The sequence below is a fragment of the Zhongshania aquimaris genome (genome assembly GCF_019312595.1).
GTDB classification, from domain to species: Bacteria; Pseudomonadota; Gammaproteobacteria; order Pseudomonadales; family Spongiibacteraceae; genus Spongiibacter; species Spongiibacter aquimaris.
In genome coordinates this window covers 76,863-94,814 of sequence record NZ_JAHWDQ010000004.1, presented here as the reverse complement: position 1 = coordinate 94,814, position 17,952 = coordinate 76,863, and the positions used below count along the sequence as shown (strand labels likewise).

Annotated in this window: 18 protein-coding genes; 14 read left to right on the top strand and 4 right to left on the bottom strand. The window is 50.0% G+C overall.

What is annotated here, in order from left to right; all coding sequences use genetic code 11:
* The first annotated feature begins 61 nt into the window (after positions 1-61).
* The 3 genes from KXJ70_RS14865 (at position 62) to rrtA (ending at position 2,849) form a co-directional block, all read left to right on the top strand.
* Positions 62-544 (top strand): YajQ family cyclic di-GMP-binding protein, encoded by a 483-nt coding sequence (locus tag KXJ70_RS14865; protein WP_219044318.1) that lies wholly within the window; start codon positions 62-64, stop codon positions 542-544.
* 60 nt (positions 545-604) lie between these two features.
* Positions 605-2,113: an AmpG family muropeptide MFS transporter gene (locus KXJ70_RS14860; RefSeq protein WP_219044317.1), complete on the top strand. Its 1,509-nt coding sequence runs from the start codon at positions 605-607 to the stop codon at positions 2,111-2,113.
* Positions 2,114-2,228: 115 nt separating this feature from the next.
* Positions 2,229-2,849 carry a rhombosortase gene (rrtA, locus tag KXJ70_RS14855; RefSeq protein ID WP_219044316.1) on the top strand — a complete coding sequence of 207 codons (621 nt, stop codon included), beginning with the start codon at positions 2,229-2,231 and terminating at the stop codon, positions 2,847-2,849.
* Here the strand turns inward: rrtA and KXJ70_RS14850 are convergent.
* The 3 genes from KXJ70_RS14850 to KXJ70_RS14840 are packed head-to-tail and all read right to left on the bottom strand — an operon-like array spanning position 2,817 to position 4,857.
* The gene (locus KXJ70_RS14850) at positions 2,817-3,125 is read right to left on the bottom strand and encodes an MGMT family protein (protein ID WP_219044315.1); all 309 of its coding nucleotides are present in this window, start codon (positions 3,123-3,125) and stop codon (positions 2,817-2,819) included. The genes rrtA and KXJ70_RS14850 overlap by 33 nt on opposite strands.
* A gap of 33 nt (positions 3,126-3,158) precedes the next feature.
* Positions 3,159-3,809, bottom strand: coding sequence for a carbonic anhydrase (locus tag KXJ70_RS14845; protein WP_219044314.1), 651 nt, complete (start codon positions 3,807-3,809; stop codon positions 3,159-3,161).
* Between the two features lie 28 nt (positions 3,810-3,837).
* A complete protein-coding gene (locus tag KXJ70_RS14840) occupies positions 3,838-4,857 on the bottom strand; it encodes a phospholipase A (RefSeq protein ID WP_219044313.1) in 1,020 nt (339 codons plus the stop codon).
* 179 nt (positions 4,858-5,036) lie between these two features.
* Between KXJ70_RS14840 and KXJ70_RS14835 the strand changes: the two genes are divergently transcribed.
* From KXJ70_RS14835 to KXJ70_RS14795, 9 genes are all read left to right on the top strand, one after another.
* Positions 5,037-5,546, top strand: coding sequence for an FxsA family protein (locus tag KXJ70_RS14835; protein WP_219044312.1), 510 nt, complete (start codon positions 5,037-5,039; stop codon positions 5,544-5,546).
* A 232-nt stretch (positions 5,547-5,778) separates the two neighbouring features.
* Complete coding sequence (locus KXJ70_RS14830; RefSeq protein WP_219044311.1) at positions 5,779-6,069, top strand: co-chaperone GroES; 291 nt, start codon at positions 5,779-5,781, stop codon at positions 6,067-6,069.
* Between the two features lie 58 nt (positions 6,070-6,127).
* The gene (gene groL, locus KXJ70_RS14825; protein ID WP_219044310.1) at positions 6,128-7,786 is read left to right on the top strand and encodes a chaperonin GroEL; all 1,659 of its coding nucleotides are present in this window, start codon (positions 6,128-6,130) and stop codon (positions 7,784-7,786) included.
* Between the two features lie 237 nt (positions 7,787-8,023).
* Positions 8,024-10,804 (top strand): thrombospondin type 3 repeat-containing protein, encoded by a 2,781-nt coding sequence (locus KXJ70_RS14820; RefSeq protein WP_255558500.1) that lies wholly within the window; start codon positions 8,024-8,026, stop codon positions 10,802-10,804.
* Between the two features lie 250 nt (positions 10,805-11,054).
* The gene (locus KXJ70_RS14815; protein WP_219044308.1) at positions 11,055-11,684 is read left to right on the top strand and encodes a class I SAM-dependent methyltransferase; all 630 of its coding nucleotides are present in this window, start codon (positions 11,055-11,057) and stop codon (positions 11,682-11,684) included.
* Positions 11,685-11,723: 39 nt separating this feature from the next.
* On the top strand, positions 11,724-12,659 hold the full coding sequence (locus KXJ70_RS14810) for a D-hexose-6-phosphate mutarotase (RefSeq protein WP_219044307.1): 936 nt from the start codon (positions 11,724-11,726) through the stop codon (positions 12,657-12,659).
* Positions 12,660-12,948: 289 nt separating this feature from the next.
* The gene (locus KXJ70_RS14805) at positions 12,949-13,365 is read left to right on the top strand and encodes a potassium channel family protein (RefSeq protein ID WP_219044306.1); all 417 of its coding nucleotides are present in this window, start codon (positions 12,949-12,951) and stop codon (positions 13,363-13,365) included.
* Between the two features lie 143 nt (positions 13,366-13,508).
* Positions 13,509-14,054 carry a CC0125/CC1285 family lipoprotein gene (locus KXJ70_RS14800; protein WP_219044305.1) on the top strand — a complete coding sequence of 182 codons (546 nt, stop codon included), beginning with the start codon at positions 13,509-13,511 and terminating at the stop codon, positions 14,052-14,054.
* Between the two features lie 64 nt (positions 14,055-14,118).
* Complete coding sequence (locus KXJ70_RS14795; RefSeq protein ID WP_219044304.1) at positions 14,119-14,484, top strand: CoA-binding protein; 366 nt, start codon at positions 14,119-14,121, stop codon at positions 14,482-14,484.
* Between the two features lie 59 nt (positions 14,485-14,543).
* On the opposite strand, the gene KXJ70_RS14790 is transcribed toward KXJ70_RS14795, so the two are convergent.
* Positions 14,544-15,197, bottom strand: a complete 654-nt coding sequence (locus KXJ70_RS14790; RefSeq protein WP_219044303.1) for a urate hydroxylase PuuD — start codon at positions 15,195-15,197, stop codon at positions 14,544-14,546.
* Positions 15,198-15,437: 240 nt separating this feature from the next.
* Here KXJ70_RS14790 and KXJ70_RS14785 point away from each other — a divergent pair, with 240 nt between their 5' ends.
* Together KXJ70_RS14785 and KXJ70_RS14780 are read left to right on the top strand one after the other, a co-directional pair.
* Entirely contained in the window at positions 15,438-16,229 is a 792-nt protein-coding gene (locus KXJ70_RS14785; RefSeq protein ID WP_219044302.1) for a hypothetical protein, read from the top strand.
* Between the two features lie 114 nt (positions 16,230-16,343).
* On the top strand, positions 16,344-17,861 hold the full coding sequence (locus tag KXJ70_RS14780) for a fumarate hydratase (RefSeq protein WP_219044301.1): 1,518 nt from the start codon (positions 16,344-16,346) through the stop codon (positions 17,859-17,861).
* The last annotated feature ends 91 nt before the right edge of the window (positions 17,862-17,952 follow it).

The following is a 17,952-nucleotide window of genomic DNA, read 5'->3' as shown; positions in this document are numbered from 1 at the left end:
TTTTGTCGCTTATCTGGGGATGCTAAACTGCCGACCGCAACATAACAAAGGAAACTAGGCTATGCCAGCGTTTGATATTGTCTCAGAAGTGGATCTCCACGTTTTTACCAATGCCGTTGATCAGGCAGGACGGGTCATAGAGACGCGTTTTGATTTTAAAGGTGTGGATGCGCGCTTTGAGCGCGATGCACTGACCGTGACTATGTTCGCCGAGGCGGAGTTTCAGTTGCAGCAAATGGAAGATCTATTGCGCGCGGCCCTAGTTAAGGTGAAGATCGACCCGCTGGCGATGGAGCTGGGTGATGTAAAAGGTGCGGGCAAGCAGGTAAAGCAGCTGGTTACTATGCAAAGCGGTCTGACCTCGGACGTTGCACGTAAAATTGTAAAATTGATTAAAGAAAGCAAAATTAAAGTACAGAGCCAAATTCAAGATGAGCAAGTGCGAGTGACCGGCAAAAAGCGCGACGACCTTCAGCAAGTGATGGCCTTGTTGCGTGCTGAGGAGTTAGATCAGCCTTTGCAGTACACAAACTTTAGAGATTGATAGCCCGTTGCTGGAGAGCTTAATGCGCCTTACGGTGAGTATTGCAGTGGTAGTAAGCTCGTGAGTCATCAGGAAGAGCTAGTCGATCTGGTCTGGTGGCGACAAAAACCCGTCTGGATTATGGTGTTTCTCGGCTTCTCAGCGGGGGTTCCCCTGCTGCTGATTTTTTCCAGCTTGTCGCTATGGTTGCGGGAAGCCGGGGTTAGTCGGGCTGAAGTTACCTACTTTAGCTGGGCAGCGCTGGGGTTTTCATTCAAGTTTGTCTGGGCACCGCTGGTCGATAAATTGCCGCTGCCATTGCTGAGTGCGGCGATGGGCCGACGGCGCAGCTGGCTGTTATTGGCCCAGCTGGGGGTAATTGCGGCTATTTGCCTGATGGCCTTAACCGATCCTCAGCAGCAATTGCAGATGATGGCAGTTGCCGCCGTGCTGCTGGGCTTTTCCGCGGCGACACAGGATGTGGTGATCGATGCTTTTCGAATTGAATCTGCCGATGTGCGCTTACAGGCGCTGCTTTCTTCGACGTATATCGCCGGCTACCGGATTGGCATGATTGCCGCCGGCGCGGGTGCACTATATATGGCCCAGTTTTTTGGCAGTACCAGCGATGTGTATCACTACGACGCGTGGCGCAACACGTATTTGTGTATGGCGGCGGTGATGGGCGTGGGGGTGCTTACCACCTTATTAATTGCCGAGCCGGAGTCGGGTCGGAGCCCATACCATTATCCTACTGGCGATTACCTGCGGTTTTTTATTGGTTTTGCCCTCTCTGTGGCGGCCTTTGTTGCGGTGTTGTTTATCGTGCCGCCGTCGCCCCAGTGGCTTGAGGGTCCTAGCCAGTATTTGCTGAGTTTTGTCTACGGGGCATTGAGTTTGATCTTGGCGGCAGCTGCTGCCCTGGTGGTGTTTCGCGTGATGACAGGCTTCGGCTTTGTGAATCGCAGCTTGGTGTCTGAAAGTTATACCCAGCCGATAAATGATTTCATTAAGCGCTATGGCAGTCTGGCGGTATGGGTATTGCTGCTGATCGGCTTCTATCGTGTTTCCGATATTGTGTTAGGCGTTATCGCCAATGTGTTTTATCAGGACATGGGTTATAGCAAAGATGAAATTGCCAGTGTCACCAAAATATTCGGTGTGCTGATGACGATTGTAGGTAGCTTTTTTGGCGGTTTTCTCACCCTTAAGTATGGCGTGATGCGGGTGCTAATGCTGGGAGCGATTTTGGTCTCGCTAACCAATTTAATGTTTATGTGGCTGGCGGGCATTGAGGCCAATATTATCGCATTAACACTGGTCATCGCCGCCGATAATTTAAGTGGTGGTGTCGCTGTTGCAGCGTTCGTCGCGTGGTTATCTAGCCTAACTAATATCTCGTTTACCGCTACTCAATACGCGATGTTTAGTTCGATTATGACCCTGTTTCCCAAGTTGTTGGGTGGTTACTCAGGGACGGTGGTTGAGTCGGTGGGGTACTCGTCGTTCTTCTTGATTGCGGGTGCGATGGGGCTGCCAGTTATTGTGCTGATTTGGTATTTGAATCGGCGGATTGAGACGTCGGCTTAGGCTTGTCAACTTCCTACGAGGCTGCCGTATAGCTCTGGGCTTTTATTGAAGTAGCGGCGAGAACATAATTCTACTTATTGCGTTCTGTCATTATTCTTTATGGGGTGCCAATTTGTTGAAGGGAAAAATAATAAATAGTCATTCCCGTTTTGGCGGCTTTCGTTTTTGGCCGACGGCGCTGGTGATAGTTGTTTTTGTAGCGCTGTATATTTGCCATTCGTATGTTGATTTATCTTACCGGCGTGATTTAGTCGCTTCCGGTCAATGGTGGCGTCTATTCAGCGGACAGTTTGTTCACAATAATAATTCGCATCTATTTTCGAATATGGCGGCGCTGCTGCTGTGTAGAGTCTTATTGTCGATTGTCTATGGCGAGCGTGATTTCACCCTCAGCTTGTTGAGCTGTGCGTTTATCACTGGCGTGTTAATTCATTTTTTGTTGCCGTCATATGAGTATTATTTAGGCGTGTCGGCGGCGCTATATGGGGTGTTGATTGCAGGTGCTTTGGCTATGTGGCGCGGACGCCCCTATGCGGGCGCGTCCTTATTTGTGCTCATTATCGCTAAATTATCATTAGATTATCTTGTACCTGATTCCGTTGATGGTGTGTCGGAGCGCATTGGTGTTCCGGTGGCGGTCGAGGCGCATTTTATTGGTGTGTTTGCCGGTGTGCTGGTTGGCGTTGGTGAGGCTGCGCTGGGTTTAATCAGGCCAGCGGCATTGCCGCCAGAATAGCTTGCCGGATTCGTCGGCACTGGATTCTTCAATTAAGTATGTCAGCTGACGTCGATAGCTCTCGCTATTTGGTGGCAGGCTAATTTTGCCTTGGCTATTCACAATCCTAAACCAGGGGAGGCGCGTGTCTTTGGGAAGATGGCTTAGCAGGCGGCCAACGTAGCGAGCGTGACCGGGTAAGCCGGCAAGTTCAGCAACTTTGCCGTAGCTGCACAGGCGCCCCGCTGGGACGCCGTGAATCACCGCGTAGATTTGTTGAATGGCTTCGTCGTTCACTGCTGCCCTCTATGCAATCGCGCGAGGGGCGAATTATTCCGCTTCGAGGTTGCGCGTGCGCTCCCAATAATCTTCGTAAAAGAAATCCACTTCGCCAGTTTCCAGGGAGTATTCAGCGCCGACTACCATCAGCTTGCCTTCGCTAATTAATTTTTCCAGTGTGGGGGAGCCGCTGCTCAGGTGTTCTACTGAGCTTCTCACATTGGCGCGCACAGACTGCTCAATTAAAGCTTTGTGATCGTGACGCAACTCAGTGCAAAGCAGAGTTTCAACCGCAGGGCGAATACGTTTAACAATCGAGTGCAGGTTTTGCGACGGAATTTTGCTATTACCGGTGAGCACGTCAACGGTGGCTGAGATGGCGCCGCAGCTCGAGTGACCCAAGACGACAACCAGCGGTGTACCAAAGCTAAGCGCTGCAAACTCGACGCTGCCAATGCCTGATGGCGCTACGACATTGCCAGCAACGCGGATAACAAATAGGTCGCCAAGGCCCTGGTCAAAAACTAATTCGGCGGGCACACGGGCATCTGAACAGCCTAGTACGATGGCCATAGGTGCTTGAATTTCGACAAGTTCTGGGCGTTTGTTGTGAATGATCGTGGCGAAGTCGCTGTTTACATTTTTGACAAAGCGGGCATTGCCTTCTTTTAGGCGCGCGAGTGCTTCTTGAGCTGTAATCATGAGTAGATTCCCGTTGTGTGAGGTTTGCTTATAGCCAGTCGCTGATCAGTACGCCAATACCGAAGCTTTCGATGGCGTTATTGTATTCAATCAGGCTCTCTCCGTAGCCATTAAAGTACTTAACATAGGCCTTGACCCTCGAGCTAATCGGAAAGCTCCAGCCTAATTCGATTGCGCCTTTGTTCTCGCTGCGCAAATTATTGCGCAGCATGAGGCTAAGGGTTCTATTGTGCCATTGATATATGCCCATCCACTCGAAATGGCCAAGGTATTTTTCGATGTCGGGGTTGTCATCGTCTTTAGATGATTCCGGTAGTCGATACCAGGGCTTGAACGTCATGGCAAAGCGATCCCGCTCAAAGACCATGTTAAGCATAATACGATTCCAGCTCCGCGATAAAGGTTCACCGCGACCATTGGATTGATGATTAAAAATTAATTGGTTGGCAACGTTGCGAATCCCCATCCACTCCCAGGAGTTCGTTAGGGTGAACATCAATTCGGGCTCGTGATTTGTTTCGCGAAACGGGGCTGACGCGGCGCTGTTATAAGCCTGCCAGAATGAGCGATTGGTATAGCCGACGCTCAGATAGCCATTGTCTTCAAATATTTCTTGCCAAACAGTGAGTTTAATACTGAGCTGAAATTCAAGCTCGACGCGGTCAGCGTCGGCGCTGTTATTGGGAAGAAGGCTGCTGTTGTCAGAAATGTCATCGCGGTATGACGCCGCTAAAATGTAATTACTGCGATGCGGTGTGAGCACGAAGGGATTGTCGACCGTGAATTGCTCTAGGGCAAATCGCTCTTCTACGACGCCACTGTGTCGAATTCCGGTTTGCTCATTTTCTTGGCTTGGTTCGGTATCTGATTCTAGGGCAGAGGTATTACAAAAATGACGAAGCTCGCCTACCGTAGTGGACTCAGCTGCGGATTGCGCGGCCAGCTGTAGGCATTCGGCTTCTTCGCGGGTGCTTTGTGCCTGAACCTGATGTACGCCCAACAGGCTCACGGTGAAGAGTATCGGCGCGAAGTACTTGCCAAGTCGCATGGTGTGCGTAGTCCCCTTGTTACATTTACTAAGTCGGGGCCGATTGTAAACCAAAGTGGCTTTTCGTGACCGGATTTTTACACGCTATGACACACCGCCTTCCTGACTTTGGCGCGGGTGCTTGAATTTACTGCTAACACCCCAACATCTTTAGAAAGCCTGAGCTGAGTGATCCTCTGATGCGATTGTTATTCCTATTGTTTATTGGCCTACCGATTATTGAAATGTGGCTGTTAATAGAAGTTGGCGCTGTGATTGGTGCGCTGCCAACGATTGCCATGGTGGTGACGACAGCATTTATTGGCGCAGCGCTGCTTAAGCAACAGGGCTTAGAGACCTTAACTCGAGCTCAGCAGCGGTTAAATTCGGGACAGGTACCCGCTACCGAAATACTAGAGGGCTTGATGCTGGCGGTAGGCGGCGCCCTATTGCTAACCCCTGGTTTTGTGACCGATGCAATTGGTTTTGTGTGTCTCATTGCACCATTGCGCCGGATGCTGATTGCGGGGCTGATCAAGCGCGGTGTCATGCAGGTACAGATGAATCAGTTTCACACCGGTGCCAGCCCCTTTAGTGCCGACCCTCAGGGTTTCAGTGGCGGTCCCAATGCTGGCGTTCATCGCGAGCCTAGTGACGGGCAATCTCAGGATTCGGTAATTATCGAGGGTGAATACAAAAAAGAAGAATAATTTTTGTCCGTGCTCTTGAAATGCTTTCCGTGAACCCCATTTACAGCACAGCCCACGGTGACTTGGTGATTGCACTTGGTTTTCCCAGTCGGAACAAATAAGTCTGTTCTGATCCGTATGAAAGGGGTTTAAGTCAAAATGCTTACGGGCGAAGAGTCTTAGGTGTTTGGGCTGATGCCGGTTTAGCCGGTTTATAAATTCTAAATCATTGATTTAATGGAGATTGATAAAAATGAAAATTCGTCCGTTATACGATCGCGTTGTAGTCCGTCGTAAGGAAGAAGAAAAAACCAGCGCTGGCGGTATTGTGTTGCCAGGTTCTGCAAAAGAAAAGCCGAACCAAGGTGAAGTATTGGCGGTTGGTGAAGGTAAATTGCTTGAGAGTGGTGAATTGCGTCCGGTTGGCGTTAAAACAGGCGATTTGGTTATTTTTGGTCAGTATTCCGGTAGCACGGTAAAAATCGACGGCGAAGAGCTGATCGTTCTGAATGAATCAGAAATCTTTGGTGTGGTAGAAGCTTAAGTCCGACACAAGATTTCTTTTGAATCAACGAATTAGTTAATAAAAGGGTTATAAGATCATGGCAGCAAAAGACGTAGTATTTGGCAATGAAGCGCGTCAGCGTATGGTGGCTGGTGTCAATATTCTGGCTAACGCAGTAAAAGTTACTTTGGGGCCAAAGGGCCGCAACGTGGTACTTGAGAAGTCTTACGGTGCACCAACCATCACAAAAGATGGTGTGTCTGTGGCGAAAGAAATCGAGCTAGAAGACAAGCTTGAAAATATGGGCGCACAGATGGTTAAAGAAGTTGCTTCACGCGCTTCTGACGACGCTGGTGACGGCACTACCACTGCGACCGTATTGGCGCAGGCGATTGTGAACGAAGGTTTGAAATCTGTTGCTGCTGGCATGAATCCAATGGATATCAAGCGCGGTATCGACAAGGCGATTGCAGCTGCTGTTGCTGAAGTTAAAAAACTGTCTAGCCCATGTGCTGATACTAAGGCGATTGCTCAGGTAGGTACTATCTCCGCAAACAGCGATTCAAATATTGGCGATATCATTGCTGAAGCAATGGAAAAAGTCGGCAAAGAAGGCGTTATCACAGTTGAAGAAGGTCAGGGTCTGGACAACGAATTAGACGTTGTTGAAGGTATGCAGTTTGACCGCGGCTACTTGTCTCCTTATTTCGTAAACAACACTGAGAACATGAGTGTTGAGCACGACAGCCCATACATCCTGTTGGCTGACAAGAAAATCTCTAATATCCGCGAAATGCTGCCGTTACTGGAGCAAGTTGCTAAGTCTAGCCGTCCGCTGATCATTGTTGCAGAAGACGTTGAAGGCGAAGCCCTGGCAACGCTAGTGGTTAACACCATGCGCGGTATCGTTAAAGTCGCTGCTTGTAAGGCACCTGGTTTCGGCGATCGTCGTAAAGCCATGCTGCAAGATCTGGCTATTCTGACTGGCGGTACTGTTATCTCTGAAGAAGTAGGCTTGGATCTTGAGCAAGCAACGCTTGAGCACCTTGGTACGGCTAAGCGCGTCACCATGGATAAAGAAAACACTGTGATCGTTGACGGTGCTGGTGAAGCTGCTGCAATTCAGGCTCGCGTTGGCGAGATTCGCACTCAGATCGAAAACACCAGCTCTGACTACGACCGTGAAAAACTGCAAGAGCGCGTAGCTAAATTGGCTGGCGGCGTTGCGGTTATCAAGGTTGGCGCGGCGACTGAAATGGAAATGAAAGAAAAGAAAGCCCGCGTTGAAGATGCGCTACATGCAACTCGCGCTGCGGTTGAAGAAGGCGTGGTTCCTGGCGGTGGCGTTGCTCTGGTTCGCGCTATTGCGAACATCGGCAAAATCGAAGGTGACAACCTAGATCAAACAGCGGGTATAAATGCTGCATTGCGCGCACTTGAAGCTCCTCTGCGTCAAATCGTGACCAACGCAGGTGATGAAGCCTCTGTTGTGCTAGACAAAGTTCGCAACGGTACTGGTAACTTCGGTTACAACGCAGGTACTGGCGAATACGGCGATATGATGGAAATGGGTATTCTTGACCCTGCCAAAGTAACGCGTACTGCTCTGCAAGCAGCGGGTTCAGTTGCCGGTCTGATCATCACCACCGAGTGCATGATTGCTGATGCGCCAAAGCATGAAGCCGGCGGCGGCATGCCTGATATGGGCGGCATGGGTGGTATGGGCGGTATGGGTGGCATGGGCGGCATGATGTAAGCTTCCCACCTCGCGCTATCTAAAACCCCGCTTCGGCGGGGTTTTTTTTGCCTAAATTTTGACCTCGTTGCCAAGCCCGTCTTTAATCTAACAATATATCTTAGTTTTGCCTTGTGTGGTCGCTGCTAACATGTGTAGTATTGACATATATTTGAAATAATGTGCAGTAGCGAGGGCTTGATTGGCTTGTCTCGCTGCCCGACTCAAATCATAAAAATAATTGTGCAGGTGTTTGTCATGAGTCTCAGTCGTTACCTTTGTATTCTGTTCACTGCCGCCGCTTTGTCAGCCTGTGGCGGCAGTTCTGGGTCGGACTCTCGTTCTGCGGCGCCGCCTAACAATGGCGGAGGCGGTGGTAACCAGCTTCAAGATGCCGATTCCGATGGCATTGCCGACGACGTCGACAATTGCCCCATGAATAGTAATGCAGGTCAGGCCGACGCTGATCTTGATGGATTAGGTGATACATGTGATATCGACGCCGACAACGACGGTGTCGCCAATGCCAGTGACAACTGCCCCTCGGTGGCAAACGCCAATCAACTTGATAGCGATGGCGATCTCATTGGCGACGCCTGTGACCCGGAAGATAACAGTGACGACGGCGGGAATAATGGTGGCGGCGAGCCAACGGATACCGACGAGGACGGTATTGCTGACGCCGACGATAATTGTCCAGCGGTCTCGAATGCAGGGCAAGCTGACGCCGATAGTGACGGTCTGGGTGATGCCTGTGACAACGACGCAGATAACGATGGTATCAACAACGGTCTAGACAATTGCCCAGCGGACGCCAATGCTAATCAGCAGGATGTTGATGGCGATGGCATAGGTGATGTATGTGATCCACAGGATGATCGCGATACCGATGGCGACGGTGTAATAGACTCAGTTGATAATTGCCCGATGACGGCCAACGCAGATCAGCAAGACCTTGATGCTGACACGGTCGGTGATGCTTGTGATCCTGAGGACAATCGCGATAGCGACAGCGATGGCCTGAGTAATGAGCTAGACCTCTGCGCAGATACGCCTGCCGGTGCGAATATTGATGGTAGCGGATGTGCTGCCACGCAGACCAATGCGTCCTGTGGAGATAGCTTCGCCTCCGTTAGCGCCAATCGTCACTATCAGGTGATATTGCCATCAGCGAGTGGCGAAAACATTAGTTTTGAAGTGTTTGAGCCCGCAGAAATTAATTGCGGGCAGCTTGCACTGGGTGCGCACCCCTTGGTATTACATAGCCATGGTTTTGGCGGCGCAAGGGTGAGCGATACCGGTGGTGAATATACTGGCAACGCGATTGACCGTTTGGTGGCAGGTGGTTATCCCGTGATTAGTATTGATTTACGTGGCTTTGGAGATAGCGGCGGCACGGTGCGGGTATTAGATCCAGATTTTGAAGGCTTGGATCTGTTGCAGATTTTAGATTGGGCAGAAGCTAATTTAGATTATTTGGCTTGGCGCGACGAAAGCACCGGTGAGTTTGCCGTCCGCCCAGAGACCGCGGTGAGCGTCGCTGGAGGCGTTAACTTGCTGACTGGCTCGGTAGGGTCTAGCTACGGCGGTGGTTACCAAATGTTGATTCACGGCGTTGATGAAAAACAGCGCTTGGATGCCATGGTGCCAGATATTACTTGGCATAATTTACCCTACAGTCTTAATCAGGGCGACGTCGTTAAGTCGGCTTGGTCCTTGTTGTTGGTAGCGGGTGGATCGGCAGGTAGTTATCAGCCTGGCCTGGAAAATCAGGAGTCCCCTTTAGCAAGAGGTCTTGATCCCTTTGTGCTTGAAACCTTGGTGCGGGGTTTGGCGACGAATGAGTTTCCTCGCGATGCGTTAGATTGGTTTAGCTATCATAGTCCGCGCTATTGGTGTGGCCTGAATGGTCAGGCGACTATGCCGTATAGCGTAGCGGCGAGCGACCTAAATAATAATATTACTAGTGAGTTTAACGAGGCGCCGGGTAGCAATACTTACAGTGGCCAACCTGGTGTTGATATATTGCTAACTCAAGGTATTCGCGACACCTTGTTTAATTTCAATGAGGCATGGTGGAACTTTCAGTGCTTGAGTGAGCGCGCAGAAAATACCGGCCACGAAGTGCGCATGATGACCCATGAGAGCGGGCATATTATTTCCAGCTTTATTGGTGAAACCCCAGAGCCGCTTTATTTACAAGCGCCCGGTGGCAAGTTCGCCTGCGGTGAGATCGATCAGCGTGATGCGACTATTGCGTGGTTTGATGAAAAGTTGCGCAGATTGCCTGCGGCTGAGTATTTGAGTGGTGAAAACGCCATTTGCACCTCATTGGCTGATGATGATGCGGTGATGATTCCGGTGGCAGAGTTTAAAGCTCGACGCTCTGCTAATGATGACACCGCCATTACCTTTAGTGAGTTTAACGACCTGACGGCCAGCAATGTGTTAAATGGTGTGGCTGCGCAAGCGGCGCATTTACTCGCTCAGGATGTGGTGGTTGTGCCAGTGCTTAGCGTTGCTGACAGCAATGGTTTAATCATTGCGGGTATTCCTCAGCTCGATATTACCGTGACCACACCTCAGCTAATTAACGATGCGGTGTGTGCCATGGGTAGCGTGCCGACCCTGCGCACGGGTTGCGATAGTATCTTGTTCGCGGGTGTGGCAATTCGCAGCGCCGGTGGCGAGTGGCGATTATTAGATGATCAGATTGCGCCAGTGCGGGGCTTGGGCGAGCGCTCGGAAGTTGATTTGGTGGGTATCGCCGAGCGCCTTGAGCAGGGCGATGAGCTAGGTTTGTGGTTGAGCGGTTACCACCCGCAGTATTTGGAAGCCTTTTCTCGCGACGTGACTATTGTTGCAGTAAATGTTGCTGCCAATCTCCGTCTGCCTCTGTTTGCCGTTAAAGCAGATGGCCAGCCAGATTTTGAACGCAGTGTCGCTGAGTCGCTCGCGGCACCTACAGCAGATAGCGGATCAGGGTTGGGTGGGCTTCCAGATCTGACTGACTTGGGTGGTGGGCTACCAGCCCCCTAAGTTAAGGTGAGGGTGATGGGAAGGCGGCTTTAGGGTCGCCTTTTTGCATTTTGGCCGTAAATTTTCCGGGTAAACTGTAAACAGTTTGTGCTGCGACCACTGCGATCTCTATACTTGCTTTGCGGTGGGGCGAATTTAGTTCGCTATGGTTTTCTGACCACCTGGCCGCTAAGCTGACTTTAATAGCGAGGATGTTTTGGAGCTGTCATCCATTGTTCCATGGGGGCGATCATACGGCGAATACTGCCGTATGTTTTCACTGTCAGAGCGAGATCTAGAAGGGCATATACTGGGTTGCGGCGACGGCCCAGCTAGCTTTAATGCTGAGCTGACGCAGCGCGGCGGTCGCATCTTGTCGTTTGATCCCGTCTATCAATTTTCAGCTGATGAAATTCACGGTCGCATTCAACGGGTTTATCCTGGAATGATCGCTGAGCTGGCGCGCAATGCCGCGCAATATTACTGGACTAGTTTTAAAGATCCTGGCCATTTAGGTTCTGTTCGAATGTCGGCAATGAACCGTTTTCTCGATGATTTTGAAAAGGGCTTAGATGAGGGGCGATATATCGAGGCTAGCCTACCCGAGCTACCTTTCTTTGATGGCGAGTTTGATCTGGCGCTGTGCTCCCATCTGCTATTTTTGTATAGCGAACAAATTGATGCTGCTCAGCATATCGAAGCGCTGACAGAAATGTGTCGAGTCGCCAATGAGGTGCGAGTATATCCTTTGCTAAGTTTAGATGGCCGCCTTTCGCAACATGTGCCAGGGGTGTTGCGCTACTTTAATGAGCGCGACTATGTAGCGGAGTTAAAGCCGGTTGCCTATCAGTTTCAAAAAGGCGCCAATGACATGCTGTTCTTGCGAAGACCAGGTGTATAGCCAGTTGATTGAACAGTTAAACAACAAGGAAAAATTAAATTGGACGCTGATACTGCTGCGATCATAGATGTACTCGAATTACAAAATGCCCAAATATATTTGCGTCCTGCGAGTGCGGTATTTACTCGGCAAGACGGCTTTTCAGAATCAAATTCAGATTTGCCGATGCTGGAGTGTGTCAGTGCAAAGTGCCGTGCCATTATTTCTTTGCAAGGCGCTCAGGTTTTGTCTTTTTGCCCTGCGGGTAAAAGTGATCTTCTATGGCTGAGTTCGCGGTCAAACTTTCAGTCGGGTCAGGCTATACGTGGTGGAATTCCTGTGTGCTTGCCGTGGTTTGGTGTTAATCGTCGCCAAGCTGATCTGCCAAAACACGGTTTAGCTAGAACCCAATTATGGGCCTTGGACGATGTTCATCAGGGTGAGGATGAGGTCATTAAATTATGTTTTACTTTTCGTCCAGCAAGTGATGATTTTGCGTTATTTCCCTATTCATTTCTTGCCGAGCTGACAGTAGAGCTTGGTGATAAGTTGCGTCTTGGCTTACGTGTTACCAACGAGGGGCAGGAGACGATGCCGCTGAGCTTTGCCTTGCACAGCTATTTTTCCGTTGGTGAAGTGCAATCGGTAAGTATTGATGGCATTGATGGTCGGGAGTATCTGGATAATTGCAAAGGCTTAGCTCGGTTTGTGCAGCATGATAGTATGTTTTTTGATCGGGAAATCGATCGAGTCTATGAATCAGCCGCTGGCAAGCAGACAATTATTGACGGGGATCGCAAAATTACAGTTGAGGGTCAAGGCTGCGATACGGTGGTGATCTGGAATCCGGGAGCTGAGCTTGCTGAAACGATGAGCGATGTCGGTTCGCAATATTATCGCTATGTTTGTGTTGAGCGCGGTATGGCCTTTGCTGATGAGTTAGAGTTGGCCGCGGGTGAAATGGTAGCTGCCGAGATGCAGCTTTCCTCCGGTTAATCTATAGGCACCTCTGATTAATTCGGTGAAATCTCAAGCTTAGCCAAAAGCGGCTCAACAAGGCGCCGACATGAAGGAATGCTGGTTGCCTTTCAAGTGGTGGCAACGCAGTGGAGCCGCTTTTGGCTAAGCCCCGAGGGGCGGGTCGCTGGCGCACACTGGACTGCGTTGCCATGCCGAAACGTCGGACCGTCATCAAGGACAACCAGCCTTAATCTTCGCATCGCGCCTTGCCAGTGCGCGCCAGAGACTCCGTTGAAACATTACCGAATTAATCAGAGGTGCCTATATGTTTATTATTCTCTGTCTAATTAACATCTTTGTGATTTCGCTAGTGGTATTGATTCACCACGAAGTGCTGTTTAACTTGTCTAAATTTTTACCTCGCTTAGCGACGCCTCGCCATCAGGTTTTGGTCGGCTTAATTGGTGTGTTGGTCGCTCATGCGGTTGAGATTTGGTTGTTTGCGTTGGCTTTTTATCAGCTCAATGCGGATGGTCGCTTTGGAAGCTTAAGCGGCAATTTCAGCGCTACAATGCTCGATTGTGCGTATTTTTCCTTTACGGTCTATACGTCGCTGGGGTTTGGCGATATCGTCCCGATTGGCGATTTACGTTTTTTGTGTGGCTTAGAGTCTCTTATTGGCTTAGTGATGATCGCGTGGTCGGCGTCGTTTATGTACATGGAAATGCGGAAAAATTGGTGATATTTTCGACCGTGATTAGCGGCGACGTATTTGGTTAAGTTTCAGTTCAGCTCCAGTGGCGTAGTATGACCCTACATTAAAAGTTAGACGGCAAGTGTAGATAAGCACTGCCGCGATTAACAAAAATATCTAAGGGGAATTTTATGCGTTTACAGTTGATTTTTGCCGTTATGTTGTCAGGACTTGTTGTGGGCTGTAGCAGCACAGGGACAACGTACCAACCGGCTGACGAGCGCGGTGCTTACGGTTATACAGAAACAGAATTAGGTAGTGATCGTTACCGAGTGACATTTACCGGCAATAGTCGCACAGATAAAGAAACAGTAAATGACTACGCGATGCTGCGCGCGGCTGAGCTGACTTTGCAGAATGGATATAACTGGTTTCACTTGGTAAACCGCGATACCGAAAGCAAGAGTCGTAGCAGTACCAGTATCTCTGGTGTAAATGACTTTGGTGGGCACACCGCTGTTTATCAGCGCTGTGGTCTAGTGAGCTGCAACACGGTAGTGACCCAGACCCCGTCGCGCTTAAGTGGAGGTGTTTCGTCGACTACAACGCGCACGAATTACCAAGCGTCATTAGAAATTAAAATGGGTAAAAACCCGATGCCAGATGACGCCGAGGCCTATAATGCGCAAGAGCTTGCCTCCACCCTGCGTCGCTGGATGGGCAAAAGCGAGAAGTAGTTTGCTCTTTTTTTGATTTGCACCGGGCGCTTGTCGCCCGGTTTTGGTATGTGTGGAGTATTTAATGACTGAAACGGTGGTGGTGTTAGGTGCAAGCCCGAAATCGGAGCGGTATTCCTTTAAAGCGGTGCAGCTACTGAGTGAATATGGCCATCGAGTCTTACCGGTAAATCCGTATCACGCAGAGGTAAGTGGGGTGTCGTGCATTGCGTCGATGGCTGAGGTGTGTGAAAAGGTCGATACCGTTACCGTCTATGTTCGCGCAGAATTACTAAAAAATGATCTTGCACAGATTATTGAGTTGGCGCCCCGACGAGTCATTTTTAATCCGGGCACCGAGTCCGCCGAGATGGCAGAGAGCTTGGAACGTGCGGGAATTGCAGCGGAGGAAGCCTGTACTTTGGTACTGCTGCGAACCGGCCAGTATTAAGTTTGGAGCTAAATAAAAAAGGGAGCCAAATTGGCTCCCTTTTTGTGTTTAAAACTTTCTTAAACGAATTGTAGCAAGGCGACCATGGCCACTGTTAAGGCAATGCTGCAGTGCACAACGCCTTTCACTGTTGTCATTGGGCCGGTTTTACCGAAGATAGCATTCAGTTCAAGTACTACAATTAAACCGATACAAATCCACAAGCCTAAGCTGATGGAAGTGCCTGCTTTGCTGACAGCGGCGGCACCTGCAGCGCCAGCGCCGTGGAAGGAACCAAGCATACCGATTAGCATGGGTGCAGAGAACAGGGTGTTAGTGCGCGAGGCTAAGCCTGCCTTCGGGGCGGCTTTCGCAGCGTCACCAGGGACGATTCCGCAGACGATTTTCTGGTTTGGCCAAATAATCAGCCACACGTTCAAGAACATTAAGGTGCCCATCAGTGCACCGATAATGATGTAGCCGTTTAAGCCGCGCGCCATAGTAAAGTGCAGCAGTCCGAGGCCCGTTAGGAAGGTAAACATCGCGCCCCAGCGAAACCACCAGAGTGCTCTAGGAGCTAGTTTTTTGACAGCATCTGCTTTTGCAGCCGCTTCAGCTTCTTTGAAGTATTCCGTTTGCACGAAGTTGAAATAGTAAAGTAGCCCAATCCAGGTGATGCCGAATAGGACGTGAAGCCAGCGGAGTAGCAGGTCTGGTGAAATAAATGCATCCATTAAATTACCCTCATTTTGCGTGTTGGTGTCGTGAATTTTTATTGTTGTTCCTTTACTCAATATCGCACAAGGTGCGGCTTGAGCATAATGCGCAACACTAAAACCGCTAAAGTATAGCAAAGCCTATGAACTTGGGTAGCGAATAACACTCAAATCAGCCGGTAGGTGCTTTAACCCCTGACATGCCGGTGTCATAATGCCTCCACTTCTACCTCTTTCAAATACAGTGAGTTTATAACCGTGAGTACGGACAGACAGGAACCAAAAATTTCACTCTCAATTGATGATGAGGATATTATTCCGCCCGCGGCACCTAAGAAGCCCTCCCAGGCATCGATGCCACAAGGTGAACCCGCTAAGGCTGGCGGTGGCGGTTTTGTTATGTTCATGCTGACAGTATTGGTTTTGCTGCTGTCAGGGGTTGCTTACTATTTGTACGACCAATTAAGCGCAACCCAAACGCAGCTTTTGGCGAGTCAAGATCGACTCGACGCCTTGGAAATGCGTTTGTCCTCTGCGGATGAGAGCATTAGCGAAAGCACCGTGACCACCTCTGTTAAGCTTAATGAGCTGGATCAAGAGGTGCGTAAGCTTTGGGATAATGTGTGGAAAAAGCAGAAGGATGAGCTAGCTCAGCACGAAGCGACCTTAGCTAAGCAGCAGTCCGAAATGGATAAATCGCTTAAACGCATTGTGGCTTTAGAGGCCAAGCTGAAAACCAGCGATGAGCAGCTAAATAAAATTGCGAAGTCATATAATAGCGATCGCGAATCTTTTACTTCAATGTCGGGTAAATTGGACAGAGTTATTGCTCAGGCTGAAGTAAATAAAAAAGAGTTGCTGAATATGGGTAAGCAGGTTGCGTCGGGTGGCGGCTTGGATGCGCGAGTTAAAGATGTTGAGCGTCGCATTACACAAAATGAAGAGTGGTTGGATTCGGTGAATGCCTTCCGCAAGCAAGTTAATCGCGATATTGAATCGATGCGTCAGACCATGACACAGTACCATTCAGGTAGTCCCGCGCCGCGTTAATTTGTGTCGGTATGCGGTGGTGTGGCCCTTTGCGCTACACTACCGCCCTCCTGCTGGTGTATACTCTGCCGCCTTTCTGGGCGCTGTCGCCAACCATTTAGCCGGAGTCTTCCAATGACCGTAATTCGTCAAGATGACCTTATTCAAAGTGTGGCCGACGCGCTGCAATACATCTCTTACTACCATCCCGTCGACTTCATCCGTGCCATGGATGAAGCCTATCAGCGCGAGCAGAATCCCGCTGCCAAAGATGCGATGGCGCAAATTTTAATTAACTCCCGTATGTGCGCTGAAGGTAAGCGTCCCATTTGCCAAGATACCGGCATCGTTACTGTGTTCTTAACTGTCGGTATGGATGTGCAGTGGCAGGGCGATATGGGTGTTAGCGACATGGTGAATGAAGGCGTTCGCCGCGCTTACAACCTGCCTGATAACGTGCTGCGTGCCTCCATTTTGGCCGACCCAGACGGTGCTCGCGCCAACACCAAAGACAATACGCCAGCTGTTATCCACTATGAGATTGTTCCTGGCAATACGGTTGATGTTCACGTCGCTGCTAAGGGTGGCGGTTCTGAGGCAAAATCCAAGTTCGCCATGTTGAACCCCTCTGACTCGGTGGTGGATTGGGTCTTAAAAATGGTGCCCACCATGGGTGCCGGTTGGTGTCCGCCGGGTATGCTTGGTATTGGTATCGGCGGCACGGCAGAAAAGGCTATGATTATTGCTAAAGAAGCTTTGCTCGATCCTATCGATATCCATGATTTGCAAAAGCGGGGTGCGAGTAATCGCGCTGAAGAGCTGCGCCTTGAGCTGTTTGAAAAAGTAAACAAGCTCGGTATTGGCGCTCAGGGTTTGGGTGGTTTAACCACGGTCCTAGATGTAAAAGTAAAAGACTTCCCGACCCATGCTGCGAACAAAGCGGTTGCGATGATTCCGAATTGTGCAGCGACTCGTCACGCCCACTTTACTCTTGATGGCAGCGGCCCAGCGGCGCTGACACCGCCGTCGTTAGATGAGTGGCCAGAAGTGACACGTGAAGCCGGTGGCGATGTAAAACGTGTCAACCTAGACACCGTTACTCAAGAAGAAATGGCAACGTGGAAGCCCGGCGACACGGTATTGTTGAGCGGTAAAATGCTGACCGGTCGCGATGCCGCCCACAAGAAAATGGTCGATATGTTGGCCAAAGGCGAAAAATTACCCGTCGATTTGAAAGGCCGCTTTATTTATTACGTTGGCCCAGTAGACCCGGTACGCGACGAAGTGGTTGGCCCGGCTGGCCCAACTACCGCAACCCGAATGGATAAATTTACCCGCACAATGTTGGCTGAAACTGGCTTAATGGGCATGATTGGTAAATCTGAGCGCGGTGATGTTGCTATCGAGGCGATTAAAGAGTTTGGTGCAACCTACCTAATGGCAGTTGGCGGTGCGGCTTATTTAGTGGCGCAGGCTATTAAAAAGTCTGAAGTGGTTGGTTTTCCAGAGTTAGGCATGGAAGCTATCTATGAGTTCACTATTGAAGATATGCCGGTCACAGTGGCAGTAGATGTTCGCGGCGAATCGGTACATAAAATTGGGCCTCAGATTTGGAAGGCTAAAATCGAAGAGCAGGCGATAGAAGTCGTCTGACGTCGAGCGTCTGGCGTCTGACGAAGAACGGGAGATGTCTGGTTGCGCGTCCGACGCCAGACATCCGACGTCAGACGAGTAAGCGTTTTTC

Excerpts from the sequence above, each read along its gene's own strand:
- KXJ70_RS14865 (WP_219044318.1), top strand. The coding sequence starts at position 62 with ATGCCAGCGTTTGATATTGTCTCAGAAGTGGATCTCCACGTTTTTACC.
- KXJ70_RS14845 (WP_219044314.1), bottom strand. The coding sequence starts at position 3,809 with ATGATTACAGCTCAAGAAGCACTCGCGCGCCTAAAAGAAGGCAATGCC.
- KXJ70_RS14840 (WP_219044313.1), bottom strand. The coding sequence starts at position 4,857 with ATGCGACTTGGCAAGTACTTCGCGCCGATACTCTTCACCGTGAGCCTG.
- KXJ70_RS14835 (WP_219044312.1), top strand. The coding sequence starts at position 5,037 with ATGCGATTGTTATTCCTATTGTTTATTGGCCTACCGATTATTGAAATG.
- KXJ70_RS14830 (WP_219044311.1), top strand. The coding sequence starts at position 5,779 with ATGAAAATTCGTCCGTTATACGATCGCGTTGTAGTCCGTCGTAAGGAA.
- groL (WP_219044310.1), top strand. The coding sequence starts at position 6,128 with ATGGCAGCAAAAGACGTAGTATTTGGCAATGAAGCGCGTCAGCGTATG.
- KXJ70_RS14820 (WP_255558500.1), top strand. The coding sequence starts at position 8,024 with ATGAGTCTCAGTCGTTACCTTTGTATTCTGTTCACTGCCGCCGCTTTG.
- KXJ70_RS14815 (WP_219044308.1), top strand. The coding sequence starts at position 11,055 with ATGTTTTCACTGTCAGAGCGAGATCTAGAAGGGCATATACTGGGTTGC.
- KXJ70_RS14805 (WP_219044306.1), top strand. The coding sequence starts at position 12,949 with ATGTTTATTATTCTCTGTCTAATTAACATCTTTGTGATTTCGCTAGTG.
- KXJ70_RS14800 (WP_219044305.1), top strand. The coding sequence starts at position 13,509 with ATGCGTTTACAGTTGATTTTTGCCGTTATGTTGTCAGGACTTGTTGTG.
- KXJ70_RS14795 (WP_219044304.1), top strand. The coding sequence starts at position 14,119 with ATGACTGAAACGGTGGTGGTGTTAGGTGCAAGCCCGAAATCGGAGCGG.
- KXJ70_RS14790 (WP_219044303.1), bottom strand. The coding sequence starts at position 15,197 with ATGGATGCATTTATTTCACCAGACCTGCTACTCCGCTGGCTTCACGTC.
- KXJ70_RS14780 (WP_219044301.1), top strand. The coding sequence starts at position 16,344 with ATGACCGTAATTCGTCAAGATGACCTTATTCAAAGTGTGGCCGACGCG.